Raw genomic sequence first — 15,632 nt, 5'->3', positions numbered from 1 at the left:
ATATCTGGCGGCGTGTGAAGCGGGGAGGCGGGAGCGCAAGGCCCAACTTCCCCATATGTGCTGGGAAACATCGCCAGCGGGACCAGCTCGATTTGGATGCGGTGGAGTTCGTCTGTCATTGTATCAATCCTTGGAAGGAACGTGGAGGAACGAAGAGGCAAACAGTCCGACCCATCGGCTTGGCGGCCACCGATCGTCGGTGAACCGCCTCAACTCTCTTCTTGGTGCAGGCATCACGAGGCGTGATCAGCGCTTTTGTGAGCTTGATGACATTGCCGCAGGGGAGAAAGTACACTGACCGTAACAGGACGCGGCTGGACCTGCTATTGATCTTGAGGAAGGATCGGGTAGCGAAGAGGAGGAGACGGCTTATACCAGGGTTTAGGAGTCTTCCATCGAGGCCCGCTATGAATAATCAGACCACCACGGCTCCTTCGCGACGAGTTGCCTTCGGCGCGCTCCTCCTCCCACGGCCGATGACATCGACCAGATAGAACTTCGTCCCGAACTGCGTTACCGCATTTCCTTTTAGCCGCGTGCGCGCCGCCTAGCTATGAGAGGGAGCAACGCATGAACGCTTCAGGTCGAAACGAGTGGCTGAGCGGTCATAATTCCCTAGCAACCCGCCTTATGTGCTGCCTCGGTATAATTTGCGGAAACACAAGTATGATTGCGGACCTACACACTTTGTTTTATCTTTGCTCATGAATGCTGGCTCCCCAAATTGATGGTGTTCGCACCGGCGTCGGCAGCCATTCACTAGACGTTGGAACCACGGCCAATCAGGTTCCAGAACCTTAGGACGGGACGCAGAATGCCGACGGTATCTCCGACTCCTATCACGCCTCCAGACGAGCATGTTGTCACCGCCCAAGAGGCGCTTGAGTCCCTCTATGAGAGACTGGAGCTTCACACCGAGACCACCGTGCTGTCGGCGGCTATGGAGGCCGGATGGCCCGCCGACGAGGCAACCAAGGCGCTGGCTGCCCTTCGATTGCAAGACGCCCTCAATATTCTCGGCCGAGAGAATTGAGGTCCAGCATATCGACCTCAGCCAAAAAAACCCGAACGAGATGGAAGGCTTCGCGATAAAGCAAATCGATCCGACGAGGGATTATCCAGCGGCACGATCCAGCGCTGTGTCAACGGAACCGTCTCCAGCCTGGAATTTTGGTCTATCCGAATTTTGGTGTGGAATGGTCTGCACAGCAGACTCAGGGCTACATAGATTCTCCTTGTGGTTGCGACGAACAACATCACCCGGCGTTCGACGTCGCCAAGGATTCGCGGGTTCAATGGGAACGTCACAACGATGTTCCCGCTTATCGATGCTCCAACGGAGATGCCACGTTCCAGCGCGAGCTTCGCCGCATCTAATGGACAGTCGTGTTGCTTCTAAAACGATTCGGCAAAGCCCCAGAGGCTCGGTTGGTTGCCGCGATTTAGCAAATCGACCAGGTTATCGACCTCCTCGGCGGTGAGCATGTCCATGACAAACCCATCCATGACCGCCGGCTGTCCGACGACTTTATCGAACACCGTCCAGTAAATGTTGAGGTTCTTGCGACGGCTGTATCTTTGCTCTGCCATCCGTGTACTGCCTCTGGGCTCGGTAACGACTTTCGTCGATTGTGAGCGGTCTATCTGAGAGGACTGCTCGGCGGCTCTTGGACATCTGCGAGGCTCGTAGCCAGGCAGAGGAAGAGGGCCCGCATCGCCGCGGGTGGCAGAGCCCCTGCAGGGTCGGGTGCTTGTTGCCTTTAAGACGGCGCGCTCACAATAGAGCATTTTTATACGCCGCCAGTGAAGAGATGCGTTAGCGTTAGGAACGCTATCTACTTGTATAGCCTTCCAAAAGCTCACATCGTCCATCATTGATGTTGTCCATTTTCAATTCTCCACAAACGCGGGCATGGGAAGATCCGTGCGCCGGTTGGGCTCGCGCACGTAGGGAAAGACCAGAGCTGCCGGCTTGGTTGGGCCATCGACGCCGTCGCCCAGGCGCTTGCCGCTGCCGTTGTTCACGAAGAGCGTAAGCATCTCGTCCAGGATGTCGTCGTCTAGCCAGCGACCGCCAGCGGTCGCGTGCGATCTGTACTCGAGCGCCGCGCGCTCGATCTCCAGGAATCCTCCCGGCGCGAAGGGACGTGAAAGATCCAAGACTAGGTAATCTCCCATCAGCAAATCGAGCGCGGGGTGGCGCCCGTCGGCAGCTGGCGGCCATGCAGTTGCGCCGTCGAGTGCATCGAAGAACGCGAGGGTCGCAGCGAGACGCGCCTCGTAGAGCGGCCGATAGTCCCGGGAGAGGGAAAACGCGTCCTCCTTGTTGTAGAGGTCGCGAAGTTCGACGCCCTTCGGGTCGCGTGTCGTGTTTGACAGCATGACGTTCTTGATTTGCGGCCGGCCGACGCGTTCGAGACGGATAGGCTTGCCGCGCCGCGCAACGATCGTTTCCGCAACAGCGGCAACGAGGGTGACGCCTTCGAAACGTTCGACAATCGAAGCCGCCTCTACCTCAACGACGATCGTGAGTACGTCGCGGAACTGTAGGGTGTTCGTACCTTTCTCGTTGAAGGAGAGCTTCCCCGAAAGATCCGTGCGGATGGTAGCCTGGACATCCATGAAGAAGGGGTCGCTGATCAGTCCCGCGAAGACACGCATGCCATCCAGTTCCAAGGGTTCGCCAGTAACGAACCCCGCCTCGCACCCGTCCGACGTGATGACGGTTCCTTTCTGAACCGCGGTCACGCTCGGCCCATCTCGGAAGCGGACTTCGATCGTATGTTCCGCTGGGCCATGCAGGAACTTGCCAGCCGATCGGAACAGCGGCCGCAGTCTAAAACGGTAGGTGACGACATCGCTGAAGAAGGCCTGCGCCGTTGCCATCGGAAACGCGTTCATGATCAGGACGAGATTTCCGGGGCGTTCCGGGCTGGGGAAAGCGTAGAAATCCGTGATGTCCGCCGCTGGATCGTCAATAACGATGGGGCCGCTGAAATGATCTGACATTGTGTTCGCCTTAGTTTTTCCCGCTGTTCAAAACTTCTGTTCGATGATTCCCCTGAGCGCGTTCAGCCCAGGGGCGAACAGGTATTCGCCACTTTTCACCGTGGCGAAGGTCGGCAGGTCGAATAGGAACGGTTGTTTGGCGCCGGGCACCGACGGTTGCGATCCTACTCCGCCGACACCATTGATCGGATCCTGCTCGTTCGTTGTCCTGAATGTCGTGCAGATTGTCTTTCAGATCGACAGACGTCAGGCTCCTCACAGGAGCGAGGGTGGTCATTGTCGCGATACTCGAAGCCCAGTATTCGGGGTTGCGATCGACCTTGGGAACACGCCCAAGGTCGATCCGACGGTCGGAGAGCCGGGGTGGGGTTGGCCTGCTACTCTGCCGCCGCGTACTTCTGGAGCCGCTCAGCGACGTCCTCGTACTGCCATTCGCTGACGGCCTCGGTCTCGATGATCGCGTCACTCGCGACCTCCGGTAGGGTTCCGCCAGCTCCTTGATGAAGGCGCTAACCTGCTTCCCGAGCGCTCCATCACCTTTTGCGACCGCGCGCTGGAATCTCTGGGTCTTCTCGTACCAATCGGCCGCCTTGTAGATCTGGCTGATGCTGAGGCTCGGGAATACATCGTAGCAGGCGAGGGGTCTTGATCTGGCCTCGTGCGATGTACTCGACGACGTCGCGCGCCGTCGCATTCGGAGAGGTGGGGGATGCACTGACCCCACACCTTCGCCAGGTTCTCGGCACCATTGAGCACGAAGTCATCGAAGTACCTGGCAAGCGAGCCGTCGAACTGCGACATGAAATAGAGCGTCGGGCCGAATTCCCCGCTCGTACCAACGAACCAGCGCATCGTGCGGATCAGTCCAAGCTTGGTCGTCATCGCAGCAAACGATGCTCCGGGCGGGACGAGCAACCGCCGGGGCCTAGCGTGTCGGTGATCTGCTTCAGATCGAAGTCAGGTTTGAGAGGCCACATGCCGGTGAACTCCATGACCTCGTTCTTACTGCCCGTGCTCATGACAAGGCCGGGTAACGCAGGCCCCACGAACTGGCGTGTGTGCTGGCTTCCGGTACTGCTACGCTGCGTACTTCACGATCCATTTGAAACTCCATTCTGATCTGCGTAGTAGTCTTCGAATGTTGACAACGCCCACTCCGTCGTCAAATAGTGGCAAAAGTTGCCGGCGTCAACATTGGTACCCGGGCATCTGCGCCGAATGTTGACACCAGGCAACTCTCCAACCCAGGTCGACAGCGATAACCAAACCGAATGACAGAGCCAGGCAACGCCGCTGACGGGGTGATCTGCACCGGGCGATCGGTAAACGCAGCAATCGAAATTCTGGACGAAACCCAAAGCACGGCGTTTTCGCTTCGGAGCTCGCCTAGCCTGTCGAGCGAGCGTGTTAGTCACCACGCCCATAAGCACTTCGCCGACAAGGGTGAGTCGGTGCGGAAAGGTCTTCCAGTGCCTCCGCACGACGATGTGCAAGAGAAGGGATCAACGACCACAGAGGTTGCCGCTTGCATTGCCTCATTACCGAACCATGTATCAACTCCGGGAACCACGCCTTGGGCTCTACTTAGCCGTACCCTAGGCGGAAGCTCCCTCTACAGCAATTATACACTCGTACAGTGTGGATATCCGATAGTTTGATCCGGACGTGGTGGGAAGGACGCGTTAAAATTGTGCGTCCATTCATCAAGCGTGAGACCGAGGCGGAAGAAAGAAGAAAAGTGAGAAATGAACAAGGACTAAGGCGGTGTAAGTGACATGGAAATCAAAGGTTGACCAAAATCAGGATCGACAGTCAAAACTGCTCGCGTATATTCGGCATTCATAATGCCGCTTGATAAATCGCCGCCGCGAGCCCCCGGTGGACTTTCGCGCGCTTCCATGGGCACCTAGACATTGGCCGAAGTTTCCCAGCGGCTACGCAGTATATTCGCGCAGCGCGCAACCCTATAAGGCAGCGTGGGTCGCAAAGTGAACAGGCCGGCTGAGCGGTCTGTCTCGTATCCCAAGATTCGCTATTAGCGTGCGTTGGTGAGATAGCCTATGCTTAGCATCGCGATCAGCGGAGCAGGCAACAAAAAAGGCCGGGGCGAAACCGCACCGACCTTCCTCACATCGCTACTCATACCAGTGCCAGTACATCCGTGGTCAAAAGCAGAAAGCAATTTGCGGCAAATTGCGAGCGGCAGACGCGTTCCAGCGCTCATCAGCAATGCCGATGTGAGCCATATAGGCATTCGGGGCATGAAACGCAAGCTCAATTTTCAGTTTTGTTATCGAAGTCTGATAAAAATAAAAATTGCACGAATTGCGTTGCATCCGGAGCTACGCTCAGGCATGGTTATGTGTCCAGCAGCCAATGTTACGGGCGCTGCTGCATCAGGGCTCAGAGCCCTCGCCCCAAATTGAAGGAGGACCGAAGTGTCTTCCGAATTCGGCTATGTCTTACATTCCAGGGACCTCACGATGCTGCAAGGCATCTTGGATGCGGCTGGATACAGTGCTGCCAATAGTGTTGCTCATCCTGAGCGATACAACATCGCAGCCAAGCTACTGTTCGAACGTTTCCAACGTGGGATGACCTCCCCCGACGACCTATCCAGAGAACTCGAAAGGCATTTTGGCGGGGTGATTTCGGCAATATCTCCACCAAGCTTCGAGCGGACGCGCGCCTCCATTCAGGGTCGGCCTCCTCGGTAGAAATTTCCTGGAACTGTAGGACTTCTCCGCCTTCCCGATGTAGCAGGCCGAGAGCATGGAATAACCGCGTCAAGGCGTGGGCTGAGAGAGTGGATTGCGAGTGTGAGGAATTGTTTCTCCCTCATGTGGCGTGATCCACTATCTCAGCGGGAGGACTCTTCCTGCAGCTTCTGCAAAATCTCCAGTGCCACCTCCGCCACGGCGGTCGGAACGAAGACATGGTCGTGATGGTAGGCCGCAACCATGTTGCAGGGGATTGAGTGCGCGGCGAGGGCAGTGGCAACAGCAGCCGTCAGTCCGACACCTTCCAGCGACGAAAAAACCTCGAGAACGATCCGCCGCATCGGCGTATCGCACTTGAAGCCCAATTCTGAGGCCCTGCTTTTCGAAAGAATGAAGGAAACTCCCTCATGCTCGCGAAACGACGCCAGCGCGTCGATTGCCGCGCGCCGAATGATGTCCTCGTCAGTGGTTGTACAAAAGACGAACTCGTCCTCGCTAAGGACGGGTGTCATTGCAGACAGCATCGCGGTAGTTTCTCGTACAGCCTGCTTTGTCATCTCAATCCGGCCAAGGTTCGTTTGATCGCGAAAGTGTTTGTCATTCCGTGGCGAAGTGCCTCTCATGTCCCTTCGCCCCATCGCGGGTGACATTGGTGCTTCGATTGCGTCCCCGGTTTCGAGAAAGTCCTCTTCGTGGAGCGAAGCGCGGATCCGCCCCGTGCAGAGCGCTGGTCTTCAAGAGATGTGGCCGAACGAAGCACTTCGTCTAGGCGGCTCCAACAATTTTAGGGTCAACTCTCCGTTGACTTGCTGGAAGGAAAACGCCGGCAAGGTCGGAAAGCGCGACGCTGACCCGCGAGAGCATCGCGGCCCCCCAAGGAGCTTGACCGCGATCAGGAGGGACGAGATAGCCCGGAAAGCCAATCTGGCCGAGAAGCTGGCGCACCGTGTCGCCCTGGGAACCAGGCGAGGGGTCGACCGGAATGTTCCGAAGCGCCAAAAACTGATTTGGAGCCTTTCCCAAAACCATTTGCCTGCGGGGTGACCAACGATCCGCGTCGATGCTATCATGTTAAAAACTGCGAAACGGAGCGCGCGCCCTCTTAGGAGCGCGCACTAGTAGCCGATCATCAGCGAAAACCGCCGCTGGCGACCAATCGCTCGCCGGTCAGCCAGCGAGCATCGTCGGAAGCGAGGAAGACAGCGACGCCAGCGATGTCGTCCGGCTGGCCGATGCGGCCGAGCGGAGTCTGGGTCACTGCGCTACGCTCGAAATCCGAGCCGATGAACCCTGCGGTGTGAGTGCCCTCGGTCTCGACAATGCCAGGGAGGATCGCGTTGACCCGGATCTTGCGCGGGCCGAGCTCATTGGCAAGCACGCTGGTTATGCTGTCCAATGCGCCCTTGGTCCCGGTGTAGACGCTGGAGGCCGGCGGAGCCAGGCTGGTCGCAGCCGACGAGATGTTGATGACGCTGCCACCCTCACCGAGATGCTTGAGCGCTGCCTGGGTGCTCAGCAGAACGCCCAGAACGTTCACGTCGAACATGCGGCGATACTGTTCCTCGGTCACCTCTTCGATCGGCGCGAACTCGTAGACCCCTGAATTGTTGACGAGCACGTCGAGCTTACCGAATTCCTCGACTGCAGCCTTCACCAATCCCTGAGCCTGTTCGGCCTTCGAAACATCGCCCTGCACCGCGATGGCCTTGCCACCGGCTGCCGTAATCGTTTCGACCACTGCGTCCGCTCCCGCCTTGCTCGAAGCGTAGTTCACCACCACCTTAGCACCTTCGGCTGCGAGTGCCTTGGCAATCGCGGCACCGATCCCTTTGGAGCCTCCCGTCACGACGGCGACTTTTCCAGCGAGCTTACCCATGACCCATTCCTTTCGACTCGGAGTGCCGTCGGAATTGGCGGCATTGTTCCGTAGTTCGGAAATTCGGAACTGTTGATCCGGGTTTCAAGTCCCCATATACAAAAAACATGAGACCACTCTTTCATCCAGCAATTGAGGACGTTCGGCCTGAAGCGATCCTGCATGCTCTCTCCGATCCGGAGCGCGCGGCGATATTTGCGCAAATTGCGGGAGGAAGCTCCGGTGGGACGTGTACTGCTCTTGCCAACATATGCGCGCGCGTTATTCCCAAGTCGTCGCTATCGAACCACATCAAGGTGTTGCGCGAGGCCGGTCTTATACGCTGCGAACGTCAAGGCGTGGAAATGCATAACCATTCGCGCTGCTCGGAGTTGGACAAACGATTTCCAGGTCTCGCCAAGGCCATTCTGAGTGCTTACGGATGGACTCCCGGTGAGGAGGCAAAGGCGGATTAACTGTCTAAGACGGAAACGCTTCCCGCATGATTGCGGCCGGCAGCGATGCATTTCCATACAGCCTCGCAATCGGCTCTGTCTGACCCCCAACCACATCGCTCAGAGCACGACGAAGTCTGCAGTCGCCGCCCTGCCCAGAACGGCGCCTGGTGACTTCGCTTACATGGCCTGTTTCCGGTCGCCGAACGGCGGCCAAGGCAACGTCGGGCGGTTGACGTAGCCGGAGGGACGGGCCGAAGCGCGCTCCTGTCGCAACCGGCGTCCAGCGGCATGCCAGCCTGTCTGCTGCCTCAAGATCGAGTGAGGACTGTTTTCTCCAACTAGGTGCTAACCAGAAGAAGAATGTAGGCGACCACAGTGATCATCAACGCTCGGAATGCATAGCTGACACAGCGGTATTTTCCACGTGCAATGGTTGCAAGGATATCCGCGTTCTCAACGTACTGCTCGAAAAGATAGCTCCTATCTCGCTTCATTGCCGCCTCGCGAAAATGACCACGATGCTTGGGCCAGGTGCCCCAGAAGAGAGAAGTCGAGGAGTTAACGTGACGCGGCAGAACTACCAGAATCGCTGAGAGGATAGAAACGATCGAGGCCAGTGCCAAGACGCCAGAAAGAACGATGCCCTGTGGGGTGCCTTGTGCATAGCGGCCCCAGGTAAAGACCTCGCGTCCTTCACTGGAAGTGACTAAAAAGGCCAGCATGAAAGTAAAGATATAGGCGGCCTTCTGATCAGAAATCTTGATCTGGTCGTAAAATATGTCGTTTATCTTCTTGATGTGGTCAATGTATTCCGAGCCCACGTCATCAGTCGAAGGTACGCTGACCAAATAATCTGAGGCATTCTCAAAATCGCTCACACTGCAGCCCCCCGTGCCAAAGTGTTTCCTTGATATTACACCCGCCAAGCAAAGCAAGTCTGTCCTATGATGTCTACTTGACTTTTCAAGCACAGGTAGACAAAACCTTGAGGCATGAGGGGTAGGTCTACGAGATTCTCGTGCGGGGGCACGGTGATCATGGTGGCTGCGTTGTGCCTGACGCAGCCGGCCCTCGCGGAGCCTTTTCAGCGAACGGGCCGGGCTGCCGGCTCGGTCATTGACCGCAAGACGGGCGAGGAAGTTCGCTTTGTCGATCTCTCCAACTGGCAGAACGTCGCCCTTCATCAGGACCTGCTCGGCGGTGACGTACTGCGCACCAATGCCAATGGTCAGCTGGCGATCTTGTTTGCAGATCACACGCAGGTTCGCCTGGGCCGCAATTCCGCGCTGCAGGTCAAGCAGATGGCCGCCGATGGCGATACGGTTCTCAATCTGCAATCTGGCACCATGTGGGCGCGTGCTCAGCGCGGTGGCCAGGGACTGACGGTGGAGACGCCGGCGGCTGCTGCCGCCATTCGCGGGACTGACTGGACGCTGACGGTCAAGGGCGACCAGACCTCGCTGATCGTGCTTGAGGGGCGGGTCGAGTTCAAGAACGAGCACGGCAGCGTCGAGGTCGCGCAGGGTGAAGCGGCGGTCGCAACGATTGGGCAGGCGCCGCGCAAGCTGGTCATCGTTACCCCTGACGATCGCGAGCAGATGCTGTTTTATCTGACACTGCGCAGCGGCTTTACATTCATGCCCGCTTCGCCGTTGCCGATGCAAAAAATGCGATCCGAACGCAGCCGCATCGAGGCCAAGGCGCCGGAAGCAAGAACTGCAGAAGATTGGTTGACACTTGCCGAAGTGCAGATGTCGTTCGATGGGCGTCAGCAGGCCCTTAAGTCGTTGGCCAAGGCACGGGCCCTCAAACTTTCAGCAAGCCAACTTGCCCGCGCCGATCTTATCGAAGCCCTGATCGCTGGTTCAGAGAAACGTTACGATGATGCTGCAAAGCTGTTTTCGCGTGCTGAGCCGGGGCTCGATCCTCAGCGCCGCAGTATCGCTGCCTACGGTGGCTACTATTCGCGATCCTTACGTGACCCGGACCACGTAGAGCGGCCACCTTCCAACGTCACCGGTCCCTACGCTGCCGTCATGAAGGCTTATACGGCCGGCTTCCTCGAAGATATTCCAGCCGCCATCAGGACGATGAAGGAAGCGGAATCTCGCTTCCCGACGGATTCCAGCCTGCCGGCATTGCGTGCTCAACTCGCACTCCTTATCAACGACCGCGTCCAAATGAAGGAAGCGATCGAGCGTTCTCTCTCCATCGACCCGAACGATCCCGATGGCCTCCAGGCCCGCGCGCGCTATCGTGCCGACTTCGAAGGTAATCTCGAGGCAGCGCTGAAGGACCTGAACAACGCAATCAAAGTGGCACCGGGTTCCTCGATGGCATGGAACGATCTCGGTCTTCTGCAGGCTGCCCGGGGTGCTAGCCGTGAAGCGGAAGCTGCCTTGAAGAAGGCGATTGAACTCGATCCGGACGACCCGATCAGCCACGCCAATCTCGCTGTCCTTTATCTCGATCAGTCGCGTATGAAGGAAGCGAAGCGCGAGATCGACCTGGCATTGGCTGCTGACCCAGCCTTCGACGTGGCACTTCTCGCGCGTGGACGCTACTATCTCCAGTCAGGTGAACAAGAAAAGGCGATCGACGACCTTCTTGCGGCGTCGACGGCCAATCCGAGTTACTCGCAAGCGCAGCTAATGCTCGCGGCAGGCCATTACGAAAGAGGGGAGCGGGATCCTTCAAATCAGGCTGTCGAAAATGCGGATCGACTGGATAAGAATGATCCCGTCATCTCGGCGTTTCGAACCGCAGTCGCTATTGATGACTACGACGCTGATGGTGCGATCGCAAACGCCCAAGAGTTTTTGAGGCGCGCCCGTGCCCGTGGGGGAGATTTCAGCGCACTTGGAGCCAACCAGGATGCCGGCTCGACGCTCAACAACGCCTTTCGTCTGCAGGGGCTCGATGCCTGGGGGCGATATTATGGCGACGCGGTTTTTGATCCGTTCGAAGGCAGCGGCTTTGCGGATCAGGCGCTCAAGGGCAGTATCAATCCGTTCAAGAATGCGATCACCTTCGGTGATAGCGTGATCGAAAACACGAGCAACGCAACGAGCTTTTCTTCCCTGTTTCAAGGACTGTTGCTCGACCCGCACATGTTGTCAGGCCGGTCAAGATCGGCCACGTTGCTGCGCACACCGTTCATTGAAGGCTCACTTGGCGGCGGCATAAATAGCGTTGGCGGTCACACGGGACGCGTTGCCGAAGCCGAAATCCAGGGCTTTAGCAACGAGACAATCCCCATCAGCTTCTTCGGCAATTTCGAGTGGGAGGAAATACCGGCTGAAGGAGACTATGCGGACTTCGGCAATTTTTCCACCGAGACCAAACTGCTGAACGCCAACGGCTATATAACGGCCACGCCCACCCCAGATGATCGCGTGGTCGCGTTCGTCAACCAGACCCGCAGCGATTTCGATCTGAATTCGTTGACGCTTGACCCATCGCCTTCGACACGGCTCAACGATGAGCTTTTCATTCCTCTTTTCGGGGTTCCAGTCGCACCACCGGAACTGCCCTTCTATCGCACTCAGCAGAACAGCCTGGATAATCTCAATAGTGGCGTAGGCTGGAGTCACACCTTCGGCTACCGAAATATCGTGAACGCCGCGCTTCTTTATTCAAAGATCAAGTCGGAGAGTACGAACGACTTCGTGTTCGACCAATCATCCGTGCCATTTCTAGGAGGACCACCGCCGGACTTAGTCCCCTTCGGGCAAACCCGGGAAAGTTTATCGTCCAAGAGCTATGTCGCAGCCATCAGCCACAGTCTGGGCACTGACAACGGCCTGACTTGGCGATACGGTGTCGAGGGCGGATGGATTGATACCCATAGAAGTAGCTTCGCCGAGCTTTTTGAGCTGTTTCCACTCGGGATTGTCCCGGATATCACGAGCGGCCCAGACGACGCGTCCAGCCGAACAAATCTGGCGCGTGCTTACGTTGATTTGTTGCACGAGATTACGCCAGACCTGACAGCAGAATATGCGCTGCATGCAACGAGACTGGATGGGGATGGCGCCGACGTCAGTCGTCTGGAACCGCGGCTGGGTGTCGCTTGGGCGCCTATCCAGGACCAATGGTTGCGCGCTGCATTCATGCGCCAGAGCGTAGAAACAGGCGTGCCGACACTTGCCCCGATCGGCATTGTCGGGCTGCAGCCCAATCAGATTGCGGTCGGGCTGGACGGCTACGTCGATACCGTCGCGTTGCAATGGGATTCCCAATGGACTGATCGGTTCTTCACGTCCATGGGCTACCAGCACCAGGAATTGCATGACATGACGATCGGGTTGCCGCTGACGGCGCTGCCGGCGATTGACAGCCTGCCTCTGGAGCGAGGCAGCATTGAGCGGGCAAGCATCACAGCCAATGTTGCGTTGGGCAATGGGTTCGGTCTTTCAGCGACTTACGCCCGCATGGAGTCGGAAAACAAGGATGAAACAAGCGCCAACTTCGGTGGGGCCCTTCCGTTCATCCCGCGAAACTCGGGTCAAGTGGCCCTAACCTGGGTTAACGAAGCGAAGGTGAAAGCGACAATCGCCGCCAATTATATCGGCAAGCGAGACGGCGACGACATCGGGACAGAGCTTGATGACTTTTGGACGCTTGATGCCAACATGATTTGGGAGCCATTCGACAAGCGGTTTGCTCTTGAGGTGGCAGCGTTCAACCTGCTCGACGAGGATTTTGAGATAACCCCGGGCGTTCCCGGCTGGGGGCGTGCCGTTAAGGGCACTCTCAAAGTTCGTTTCTGATGCAAAGGGCCGCGACGCCTGGCCAATATACAGGTTTTCTCGGTTCACCGTTCACGAGCCGCAGCCTACGACTGCTTGTCCTCATTCTGGTGACCATCATCGGAATCTCCCTGATTTCGCGCCTTCCGGCCTGGCCGTTGCTGGAGCTGAAGTCCTTCGACTATTTGTCGACGGTCGATGACCTGCCGCCGCCGGAGGGAGGGCCGGTGATCGTGGCAATTGACGAGCCTTCACTTTCAGCCATCAATGCGCAATGGCCGTGGCCGCGCAGCCTGCATGCCGAGTTGATCCGGCAATTGCGGGCAGCCGGCGCAAAGGCGATCGGCCTCGACATCATTATGGCCGAGCCTTCGACGCCCGAAAACGATGCAGCGATCACCGCTGCGGTTGGCCCGGATGTCGTGCTCGCGGGCGACGAGACGCTCATTCAGACGCAGCAGGCAGATCAGCTGGTCCGGGCGACGCCGTTGCCCCAGCTGACGGCGGCCGGTGCACACACGGGCATTGCTTCCATCGAGCTCGGAGGTGATGGCGTCTACCGCAACATTCCGCTCTACGAAGATGGTTTTGCCGTCACGCTTTTACGAGCAACGGGCGATGACGGCGTGGCGATCCCGCAACGCGCGATGATCCAGTCGTTCGGCCCGGCGCGTAGCTATCCAACCGTCTCCTATTATCAGGCCCTCGACCCGAAGAACTTTCTTCCCGAGGGCACTTTCAAGGATCGCGTTGTTCTCGTCGGCCTTAGTCTGCAGAATGCACCGGAGCTCGATAAGGGGGGCGCTGATGCTTTCGCCACACCCTACACTATGCACACTGGCAAGCTTACTGCCGGCGTAGAGATTCAGGCGACCATCTACGACAATCTACGCCGACAGCTGGCCATCGCTCAGACCGGCGCATTGCCGTTTTTCGGGGTTAGCCTGTTTGCGGCACTCCTTGCGGCAGCGACTGTGTGGAAGTCGACCGGTTGGACAACGCTCGTTGCGACTGTTGGTGTCATCCTCGCATTTGCCGCACTGTCGTATGCAGGCATTCGCTTTGGTCAGGTCTTTGTATCTCCACTCGGTCCAACGGTCGCCTACGTGTCTGTCGCCTTCGGCCAGGCCGCATTCGACTTCGCGGAAGAACGAAGAAACAAGCAACGCATTACGCGGGCGTTCTCGCAGTATCTTTCGCCTGATCTCGTCAAGAAGCTCTCTGACGATCCGTCGCAACTGAAGCTCGGCGGCGAAAGACGCACGTTGTCAGTTCTCTTTTCCGACGTCCGGGGCTTTACGACGATTGCCGAAACGATGAAGGACGATCCGGAAAAGCTGACCGGCTTGATCAATCGGTTGCTGACGCCCCTTTCCGATATCGTCATGGATCACGGAGGCACGATCGACAAATATATGGGCGACTGCATCATGGCATTCTGGAACGCTCCGCTTGATGACCCCAAACACGCGCTTCACGCTGTCCAAGCATCGCTTGCCATGCAGGCCGCCATCGGAAAACTAAACAAGGAACTTGAAGCAGAAGCCAAGGCAAGTGGCGCACCCCTGCACGTGCTGAAGATGGGTGTCGGCATCAACACAGGCGAATGTGTCGTCGGCAACATGGGGTCGAACCGGCGCTTCGACTATTCCTGCCTCGGCGATTCGGTCAATCTTGCCTCTCGGCTTGAAGGCGCATCGAAGAACTACGGGGTGGCTATTCTGCTCGGGGAGGAGACCGCGCGGCTTGTCAGGGGCGCTTACACCGTGGTCGAGCTTGACCGTATCGTCGTAAAGGGCAGAACGGTACCGTCGCCCGTCTTTACCATCATCGAAGGCGCCCGACCGGAGGATCTGGATATGCACGCCGCTTTCCTATCGGGAAAGTACAATAAAACGCTTACGCCCCTTGATCCTATATTTGAAAAGCTAGAGACGGCCATTCCATCTCTCCGGCTTTATTATTCGATCATTCGAAGCGAACTTGCGCGCTCGACGGAGGAGTAGCAGCACGTCAAAGCGGTCCATCCGCTAAGTGCGTACAGGCACCCAAGCTACTCACGCCTTGGTACCGCCTCCACCTGAAACATTATTCAACTTTCCTATCTGTTCCGTTCCGGAGATTGCTTCGCGAAGCAAACGCAATGCTTCCATAGGATGGTGCTTGCTTGACGTCCGTCTCACAACAGAATGATATCACCGACCACCCAGGCGCAGGTCATTGTCCGTACGGCAGAATAAACCGCCTCCATGCCCGATCACTTAGTGGCTTTCCGACCGGGCCGAAGGGGTGTTGGCCTGGGGTCGGTGGGATCCGGCTCGGCAAAAAGGACCGCGATATCTACAGCGAGCGCGGTGGCAAGGCGATCAAGGAGATCGATTGAGGCATTATGCCTACCTCGCTCCAAGTCACTCACGACCGTCCGATCGATGTTCGCATCGACAGCAAGATTCTCCTGCGTTACGCCCAGCGTTGAGCGCAACTGTCGAAGATTCCAGGCGATGCGAGCACGAGTGTCCATGTTTCATGGCCACCATCTTGCATTGCGTTAATCCATCGGATATATCCTACATATTACCAATATGGCGGGCCACCGACCATCGATGGGCGCCCGAGATCGGTGGTCGACATGGAACTCCGCCAACTCTCCTATTTCAAAGCGGTGGCCGAGGAACTGCACTTCGGCCGGGCGGCAGCAAGGGTGCGGATTGCCCAGCCGGCGCTCAGCAATCACGTGATGGCACTGGAACGGGAGCTTGGCTGTGCGCTGTTCATCCGCTCGACCAGACGGGTGGAACTGACCAGGGCAGGGGAGACGTTCTATGATCGCTGTGTGCGC

At 57.7% G+C, this 15,632-nt stretch carries 13 protein-coding genes; 6 read left to right on the top strand and 7 right to left on the bottom strand.

Annotated elements, in window-relative coordinates:
- The first annotated feature begins 814 nt into the window (after nucleotides 1-814).
- Nucleotides 815-1,033: a hypothetical protein gene (locus BN77_RS24105; protein ID WP_007536988.1), complete on the top strand. Its 219-nt coding sequence runs from the start codon at nucleotides 815-817 to the stop codon at nucleotides 1,031-1,033.
- 362 nt (nucleotides 1,034-1,395) lie between these two features.
- Here the strand turns inward: BN77_RS24105 and BN77_RS24100 are convergent, their stop codons facing one another.
- From BN77_RS24100 to BN77_RS35020, 3 genes are all read right to left on the bottom strand, one after another.
- Nucleotides 1,396-1,590 carry a hypothetical protein gene (locus tag BN77_RS24100; RefSeq protein ID WP_007536984.1) on the bottom strand — a complete coding sequence of 65 codons (195 nt, stop codon included), beginning with the start codon at nucleotides 1,588-1,590 and terminating at the stop codon, nucleotides 1,396-1,398.
- Nucleotides 1,591-1,890: 300 nt separating this feature from the next.
- Complete coding sequence (locus tag BN77_RS24095; protein WP_007536982.1) at nucleotides 1,891-3,009, bottom strand: DUF4331 family protein; 1,119 nt, start codon at nucleotides 3,007-3,009, stop codon at nucleotides 1,891-1,893.
- Nucleotides 3,010-3,887: 878 nt separating this feature from the next.
- Nucleotides 3,888-4,028 carry a hypothetical protein gene (locus BN77_RS35020; protein WP_244426233.1) on the bottom strand — a complete coding sequence of 47 codons (141 nt, stop codon included), beginning with the start codon at nucleotides 4,026-4,028 and terminating at the stop codon, nucleotides 3,888-3,890.
- Between the two features lie 1,041 nt (nucleotides 4,029-5,069).
- Here BN77_RS35020 and BN77_RS33700 point away from each other — a divergent pair.
- Complete coding sequence (locus BN77_RS33700) at nucleotides 5,070-5,435, top strand: hypothetical protein (RefSeq protein ID WP_157224507.1); 366 nt, start codon at nucleotides 5,070-5,072, stop codon at nucleotides 5,433-5,435.
- 434 nt (nucleotides 5,436-5,869) lie between these two features.
- Here BN77_RS33700 and BN77_RS24090 read toward each other — a convergent pair whose 3' ends face one another.
- Complete coding sequence (locus BN77_RS24090) at nucleotides 5,870-6,286, bottom strand: ACT domain-containing protein (protein ID WP_040678725.1); 417 nt, start codon at nucleotides 6,284-6,286, stop codon at nucleotides 5,870-5,872.
- Nucleotides 6,287-6,858: 572 nt separating this feature from the next.
- A complete protein-coding gene (locus tag BN77_RS24080; RefSeq protein WP_007536973.1) occupies nucleotides 6,859-7,605 on the bottom strand; it encodes a glucose 1-dehydrogenase in 747 nt (248 codons plus the stop codon).
- 107 nt (nucleotides 7,606-7,712) lie between these two features.
- Here BN77_RS24080 and BN77_RS24075 point away from each other — a divergent pair, with 107 nt between their 5' ends.
- Nucleotides 7,713-8,060: an ArsR/SmtB family transcription factor gene (locus tag BN77_RS24075; protein WP_007536971.1), complete on the top strand. Its 348-nt coding sequence runs from the start codon at nucleotides 7,713-7,715 to the stop codon at nucleotides 8,058-8,060.
- A gap of 320 nt (nucleotides 8,061-8,380) precedes the next feature.
- Here BN77_RS24075 and BN77_RS24070 read toward each other — a convergent pair whose 3' ends face one another.
- Entirely contained in the window at nucleotides 8,381-8,920 is a 540-nt protein-coding gene (locus tag BN77_RS24070; protein WP_007536969.1) for a Pycsar system effector family protein, read from the bottom strand.
- Nucleotides 8,921-9,034: 114 nt separating this feature from the next.
- On the opposite strand from BN77_RS24070, the gene BN77_RS24065 reads away from it, so the two are divergent.
- Together BN77_RS24065 and BN77_RS24060 are read left to right on the top strand one after the other, a co-directional pair.
- A complete protein-coding gene (locus tag BN77_RS24065; protein WP_040678397.1) occupies nucleotides 9,035-12,814 on the top strand; it encodes a FecR domain-containing protein in 3,780 nt (1,259 codons plus the stop codon).
- Nucleotides 12,814-14,799, top strand: coding sequence for a CHASE2 domain-containing protein (locus BN77_RS24060; protein WP_007536965.1), 1,986 nt, complete (start codon nucleotides 12,814-12,816; stop codon nucleotides 14,797-14,799). Before BN77_RS24065 ends, BN77_RS24060 begins: the two co-directional genes overlap by 1 nt.
- A 251-nt stretch (nucleotides 14,800-15,050) precedes the next feature.
- Here the strand turns inward: BN77_RS24060 and BN77_RS24055 are convergent, their stop codons facing one another.
- Nucleotides 15,051-15,314, bottom strand: a complete 264-nt coding sequence (locus BN77_RS24055) for a helix-turn-helix domain-containing protein (protein ID WP_007536963.1) — start codon at nucleotides 15,312-15,314, stop codon at nucleotides 15,051-15,053.
- A 108-nt stretch (nucleotides 15,315-15,422) separates the two neighbouring features.
- Between BN77_RS24055 and BN77_RS24050 the strand changes: the two genes are divergently transcribed.
- Nucleotides 15,423-15,632 (top strand): LysR family transcriptional regulator (locus tag BN77_RS24050; protein WP_040678393.1); only part of this gene is annotated, 210 nt, incomplete at its 3' end.

The organism is Rhizobium mesoamericanum STM3625 (assembly GCF_000312665.1).
Classification (GTDB): domain Bacteria; phylum Pseudomonadota; class Alphaproteobacteria; order Rhizobiales; family Rhizobiaceae; genus Rhizobium; species Rhizobium mesoamericanum.
Note: the sequence above shows the minus strand (reverse complement) of the source record. Positions and strands in the feature narration are given on the sequence as shown.